This window comes from Paenibacillus sp. 01T424 (genome assembly GCF_056398745.1).
Genome location: NZ_JBFTPZ010000034.1, coordinates 70,594 through 77,754 on the forward strand (window position 1 = coordinate 70,594; position 7,161 = coordinate 77,754).

Annotated in this window: 4 protein-coding genes; 3 read left to right on the forward strand and 1 reads right to left on the reverse strand. The window is 44.0% G+C overall.

The features are described 5' to 3' along the window. Positions 1–35 precede the first annotated feature (35 nt). Positions 36–1,946, forward strand: coding sequence for a DNA topoisomerase (ATP-hydrolyzing) subunit B (gene gyrB, locus AC1DPK_RS23670; protein ID WP_477511812.1), 1,911 nt, complete (start codon positions 36–38; stop codon positions 1,944–1,946). Positions 1,947–1,978: 32 nt separating this feature from the next. Here gyrB and AC1DPK_RS23675 read toward each other — a convergent pair whose 3' ends face one another. After that, entirely contained in the window at positions 1,979–2,752 is a 774-nt protein-coding gene (locus tag AC1DPK_RS23675) for a YheC/YheD family protein (RefSeq protein ID WP_441878046.1), read from the reverse strand. A 288-nt stretch (positions 2,753–3,040) separates the two neighbouring features. Between AC1DPK_RS23675 and gyrA the strand changes: the two genes are divergently transcribed. Together gyrA and AC1DPK_RS23685 are read left to right on the forward strand one after the other, a co-directional pair. Next, entirely contained in the window at positions 3,041–5,524 is a 2,484-nt protein-coding gene (gene gyrA, locus AC1DPK_RS23680; protein ID WP_477511813.1) for a DNA gyrase subunit A, read from the forward strand. Between the two features lie 105 nt (positions 5,525–5,629). Then, the gene (locus AC1DPK_RS23685) at positions 5,630–6,703 is read left to right on the forward strand and encodes an HD-GYP domain-containing protein (RefSeq protein ID WP_477511814.1); all 1,074 of its coding nucleotides are present in this window, start codon (positions 5,630–5,632) and stop codon (positions 6,701–6,703) included. The last annotated feature ends 458 nt before the right edge of the window (positions 6,704–7,161 follow it).

A 7,161-nucleotide genomic window follows, 5' to 3' on the forward strand; every position in this document is an offset into this window, starting at 1 on the left:
TCAGGAACAGCAGTTGAGAGGAGCAGTGAAGTTGCATGTCTTTGGAACAGCATACGTATGACGAGAGTCAGATACAGGTCTTGGAAGGTTTAGAGGCGGTACGCAAACGTCCGGGGATGTATATTGGCTCCACTAGTGGCAAAGGTCTTCACCATCTCGTATGGGAGGTTGTTGATAACAGTATTGACGAGGCTTTGGCCGGTTATTGCTCAAAAATCGAAATTATCGTGCATGAGAATAACAGCGTAACGGTTATCGATAATGGACGCGGTATCCCTGTAGGAGAGAATGCGAAACTGAAAAAATCGACGCTAGAAGTCGTTATGACTGTTTTGCATGCGGGAGGTAAGTTCGGCGGAGAGGGCTATAAAGTATCCGGCGGCTTGCACGGGGTCGGCGTATCTGTCGTAAACGCACTGTCCGAGCTTGTCATTGTTCAAGTAAAACGCGAAGGCAATATCTATCAGCAAGAGTACCGCAAGGGTGCTCCGCAGTATGATATTAAAATTGTCGGCGAGACAACGGAAACAGGTACTCAAGTAACATTTAAGCCTGATACAGAAATTTTTACGGAAACGACCGTATACGACTATGAGACGCTGCAATCGCGTATTCGCGAGCTTGCGTTTTTGAATAAAGGCATTGAAATTGTGCTTAGTGATGAGCGTACTGGCGTATCCAATACGTTTAAATATGAGGGCGGTATTATCGAGTTTGTAAAATACTTGAACCGCAATCGCGAACCTTTGCATGAGCTGCCAATTTATGTGGAAGGCTCGAAGGATCATATCCAAGTAGAAGTCGCTCTACAGTATAATGACAGCTACACCGAGAATATATACTCTTTCGCAAATAATATTAATACACATGAGGGTGGTACGCATGAGTCGGGCTTTAAGAGCGCACTTACGCGTATTATTAACGATTATGCCCGCAAATCAAATCTCATCAGGGATAATGATTCGAATTTCTCCGGCGATGATGTGCGTGAGGGCTTGACGGCTATTATTTCTGTCAAAATCCCGGAACCGCAATTTGAGGGACAAACAAAGACTAAGCTTGGCAACAGCGAAGTCCGCGGAATCGTAGAATCATTTTTTGCTGAGAAGCTGCAGGAATTTCTAGAAGAGAATCCTTCTGTTTCGCGCAAAATCGTAGAAAAAGGTCTATCTGCTGCTCGTGCTCGTGAAGCAGCGCGCAAAGCGCGTGAGCTGACTCGCCGTAAGAGCGCTCTGGAAGTTGGCTCTCTACCTGGTAAGCTTGCTGACTGCTCATCCAAGGATGCATCGATCAGCGAACTGTACATCGTAGAAGGTGACTCTGCCGGTGGATCTGCCAAGCAGGGCCGCGATCGTCATTTCCAAGCCATTTTGCCGCTTCGCGGTAAGATTTTGAACGTAGAAAAAGCGCGTCTCGATCGTATTCTTGGCAATGCTGAGATTCGGGCAATGATTACAGCGATGGGCACCGGTATAAGTGATGATTTCGATTTAACTAAAGCACGTTATCACAAAATCATCATTATGACCGATGCGGATGTCGATGGCGCTCATATTCGTACGCTCATCTTAACGTTCTTCTATCGCTATATGCGTGAAATTATAGACGCTGGCTATATTTATATTGCACAGCCTCCTCTATTCAAGATCGAGCGTAATAAGGTCATTCGCTACGCGCAAACCGAGAAGGAACGCGAGAAGATTTTGGCTGAATTTGGAGAAGGCGTAAAAGTAAACGTTCAGCGCTATAAAGGTCTTGGAGAGATGAACGCTACTCAGCTTTGGGAGACAACGATGGATCCTGAAAGCCGTACGATGCTCCAGGTAACGATTGAGGATGCAATTGAAGCGGATATCGTGTTCGACACGCTTATGGGCGATAACGTTGAACCGCGCCRCGAATTTATTCAAAAATACGCTAGATACGTAACGAATCTAGATGTTTAAAATAAAGGATCTCGTAAAGAAGCAGCCGCCCATTATGGACGACTGCTTCTTTTTTTAAATCGGCCATAGGCGACTGCATAACGATATACTTTATGAAAAACATTTTGGTCAGGCAGCTTTCGAAAGATAAATGGGTCGGGTAGTGTATTGACTTCCAAAATCCATGGATGCAGTTTTGCATCAATTGCGATGTCCACGCCTAGCTCTTTTATATTGGGGTAGGCACCTTGTAACTGGTTGGCAATCGTAATGCTGACTTTTCTTAATTTGTTTTTGAAGGCAGCAAGTTCTGAAGCATTAGCATGATCGCCCATGAGCCGCTCAAGAGCCATCGGAGTCCCGCCGCTGTGATAATTGGTTACTATTTTCGCAGGATGGGCGAGTCTACCGATAATGCCAGTGGCCTCCCATTCGTTATGAGGGTTTTTCTGAACCATAACGCGAATATCGAAGCGCCGCTTTTGATGTTTTAGCAAATGGATACCTTTTTGAACAAGATAGCTTCGCTTCTTCGTTTGTTGAGCTAGCTTATGGTATAACTGGTCGAGTGTTGAGAAAAACAAGATTTTTGTCCCTAGCTGATAGCGATATCCGAGAGCAGGTACAGTAGTTCTCTCCACGCGGATGACGCCATTGCCGAACGTACCGTTTATCGGCTTGACGTAGACCATACCATATTCACTAAGCATTGACTGAAGGCTGCCGCGTCCGAATAGTTTTGTTGGGGGCATATAAGAGCGTAAATAGTCAGATTTCAACATGACTTTTGTTTTGGCCCATTTGCTCGTAACGCGTTGTATACTCAACGATTTTTCTCCTTTCAAAATGCTGCTTTTACAGGTCATCGATTTCAAATGATGCAGGAGACAGACTTTCGATTGAGTGGTATAATGAAAGTTGGGTCTGTTTATTTTATGGCAGGTTTTCATGTATGGAGAGCGGTAATTCACCTATTTTTAGCAAGTAAAGACGAAAGTTTCGCAGGAATTCCAAAAGCATGAGCGCAAAAGGTTTATATGCTCGCTTTTTGAGAAAGTAATATAAGAGTTATGTTGATTTAAGAGTAGCTATAGATGGCGTCAGGGAGGTAAATCATGGCGGAAGAACAACGTATGTCTGTAAGAGATCGAGATATTGGTACGGAGATGCGGGATTCCTTTATGGATTACGCAATGAGTATCATCGTAAGTCGCGCTCTTCCCGATGTTAGGGATGGACTTAAACCAGTGCATCGACGTATTTTGTATGCGATGTCTGAGCTGGGCATGTCACCGGACAAGCCCCATAAGAAGTCAGCGAGAATTGTAGGAGAAGTAATCGGTAAGTATCACCCGCATGGTGATTCCGCAGTTTATGAGTCGATGGTACGGATGGCACAAGATTTCTCCATGCGTTATATGCTCGTAGATGGACATGGTAACTTTGGTTCAGTTGATGGCGACTCTGCAGCTGCCATGCGTTATACGGAAGCTCGTCTTTCGAAGATGGCAATGGAGTTGCTACGCGATATCAACAAGGAAACGATTGATTTCATTCCTAACTATGACGGTGAAGAGTCGGAACCAGTTGTATTGCCAGCACGTTATCCAAACCTTCTCGTAAACGGGGTTACTGGGATAGCGGTTGGTATGGCTACGAATATTCCACCTCATAACTTGAATGAGGTTATCGATGGAGTACAGGCGCTTATTGTTAATCCTGACATTACACCACTCGAACTCATCGAACACATAAAAGGTCCGGATTTTCCAACAGCCGGTTTTGTAATGGGCCGTATGGGGATTCGTCAAGCTTATTTGACAGGCCGCGGTTCGGTAACAATGCGAGCAAGGGCGACGATTGAAGAAAATAACGGCAAAGCGCGCATCATTGTGCATGAACTGCCTTATCAAGTCATTAAAGCTCGTTTAGTTGAGAAAATTGCCGAGCTCGTTCGCGAGAAGAAAATTGAAGGTATTACTGATTTGCGAGATGAATCGGATCGTAACGGCATGCGCGTAGTCATTGAGCTTCGTCGTGATGTTAACCCGAGCATCGTACTTAATAATTTGTACAAGCATACACAGCTGCAATCCAACTTTGGGATTAACATGCTGGCACTCGTAAATGGTGAGCCTAAGACGCTTAACATACGCGATATGCTTTATCATTATTTACAGCATCAGATCGAGGTTATTCGTCGTCGTACGGAGTTTGATCTCAAAAAGGCTGAAGCTCGCGCACATATCTTGGAGGGCTTGCGAATAGCGCTTGACCATTTGGATGAGGTCATTGCACTCATTCGCGCTTCCCAAACAGCTGATCAAGCTCGTGAAGGCTTAATTACAAGATTCTCGCTCAGCCATGAGCAGGCGCAAGCGATTTTGGATATGCGTTTGCAGCGCCTGACTGGTCTGGAAAGAGATAAAATAGAAGCAGAGTATGCAGAACTTATGCGTAAAATTGCTGAATATAAAGCGATTCTAGCTGATGAGCAGCTTGTGCTCGATATTATTAGCACAGAGCTTGCTGAATTGAAGGATCGTTTCGGTGATGAGCGTCGTACGGAGATAATGGCAAGTGATGAGGAAATTCTCGATGAGGATCTTATTCCTCGTGAGGATGTTATCATCTCCATTACTCACACGGGCTATATCAAGCGTTTGCCGGTTGGCACTTACCGCAGCCAGAAGCGCGGCGGCAAAGGCGTTGTCGGCATGGGTACTAAGGATGATGACTTTGTTGAGCATCTATTTGTATCCAATACGCATCACTACCTGCTGTTCTTTACGAACAAAGGTAAGGTGTATAAGCTGAAAGCCTATGAGATTCCTGATCTTAACCGTACTGCACGCGGTACGCCTATTATCAACCTCATTCAAATTGAACAGGGTGAGACAATCAATGCGGTCATACCTGTACAAGAATTTGATTCGGAACATTACTTGTTCTTTGCTACAAGGCAAGGGGTTGTGAAGAAGACTCCGCTTGATGACTACGTCAACATTCGGAAAGTCGGATTGATCGCAATCTCACTTCGTGAGGACGATGATCTAATTGGCGTTAAGCTGACTGACGGTAACCAGGAAATTATTATGGGAACTGCGCAGGGCATGTCCATACGTTACTCTGAGCAGGATGTCCGTTCTATGGGACGTTCCGCTACAGGCGTGAAAGGTATCCAGCTTGATGATGAAGATACCGTTATTGATATGGATGTTATCGTACCGGATAACGATATCCTGATCGTTACCTCCAAAGGTTACGGCAAGAGGACACCAGTGGCCGATTATCGTATTCAGAACCGTGGCGGTAAAGGGATTAAGACGCTTAACGTAACCGATAAGAATGGACCGATCGTCTCACTAAAAGTGGTTGAGAATGATGAGGATCTTATGATTATGACTTCATCTGGCACGATGATTCGTACCAGCATGGAAGGCATATCTACGATGGGACGGAATACGCAAGGCGTAAGGCTGATTAATACACGCGAAGATGATACGGTAGCGACTGTTACACGTGTTGCTCGCAGTGAAGAGAATGAAGCTATAGATGAAAATGAAGAGCAAGATGGCGGCGAAACGACGCAAGAATAAATGAAAGCAGACGCAGCTGACTCCGTCGCATGACGGGTCAGCCTAGGTTTGCTTTATTTATGGGAGTACATAATTACTATTCAGGCACAAGGGGAGAGGACTCTCGTGGCAGCAGTAACATTATTACATCTCAAATTAGGCGACAAAATCATTGAAGATGTCCTCACCCCACTTGGCAGTGTTTTATTTCAAAAGGGAAAGATCGTTACCCCTAAAGAAATAGAAATATTGCAAGCATTTCTCGTCACAAGTGTCGAGATTGAATCGAATATTGATTTGAGCAAGACAAAAGAGGATACCGATGAGGATGCAAGCCAAGAACCGAGTTCAGCATTAGTCGCATCTCCCCTTCATGAAGAGTACGACAAAATGATTATTGTTTTACGCCAAGTATTTAACACTGTTGCAGCGGGTCAAGCCATGCCGATCATGGATGTACGCAAGCAGCTTGAAAAAATGCTGGAGCACATAAAGAGCTACAACTTGCTGACCTTTGTACCGCGTCAATTTTTGGAGAAAGATTATTTGCTTCATAACAGCATTACGTCTGCATTAACCTCCTATCAAATTGCACAGTGGACGGGCTTTCCTCAAAAGGATTGGATGCAAATTGCATTTGCCGGTTTATTGCATGATATCGGCAACGTCCGAATTGACAAAGCAATCTTGACGAAGCCTAATACATTATCAACAGAAGAAAAAGAAGAAATGATGCGTCATACGGTTCTTGGGTACCAATTGCTCAAGAATGTATCTGCTCTTAATGAGGGTGTAAAGATGGCGGCGCTTCAGCATCATGAGAAGGTTGATGGAACAGGTTATCCGCTCGGCATTGATGCGACGAAGATAAACCCGTACGCCAAGATCGTAGCGATTGCTGATATATTTCATGCAATGACTTTGAACAAGGCATATAGGAAAGCTGCATCTCCGTATCTCGTATTGGAACAAATCCAAAGCGATTCCTTCGGGAAGCTGGATCCTACTTATGTCCGTACATTTGTAGAGAAGGCTACTCAGTTCCATAATGGGACGGTCGTTAAGCTTAGCGATGAACGTATTGGAGAGATTGTATTCTCGGATCGTAATTATCCGACTAGGCCTTGGGTATCCATTGAAGGTGTCATTGTAAACTTAATCGTAGACAGGCATCTTCATATTAAAGAAGTGCTCAGATAAGCGAATTCGTCAAAACTTTAAGTAAGTACAGTGTAACGATAAGGAGACTAAACGAAGTCTTCTCACCGTAACATTGTACTTACTTTTTTTATTGTATTAGAAGAATAATTAATGAAAGTTAGGAAATTATATAATATGTTGTAGCAAGTTATATTGTTTAAACAAGCCATTATGGCAAGCTGCAAAGGTGAAAAGAAGGTATGAAATGCTAATGCAAAAAGTTTTTCGCAAATAATGAAAAAAACACTTGCAATGCCATAGGCGCCTATGATATATTATCTAGGTCGCCAACGAGATACACGGTCGACAAGAGAGAAAAGATTGCTCTTTGAAAACTGAACAACGAGTAATAACTGCCTCGCAAATCCTTCGGGATAAGCGAAAAAAGCGATAAAAAAGTAATGAGCATTTCAAACACCAATTTGGAGAGTTTGATCCTGGCTCAGGACGAACGCTGG

What these genes read in the sequence shown, in the direction of transcription:
- gyrA (WP_477511813.1), top strand. Translation starts at nt 3,041, where the DNA reads ATGGCGGAAGAACAACGTATGTCTGTAAGAGATCGAGATATTGGTACG.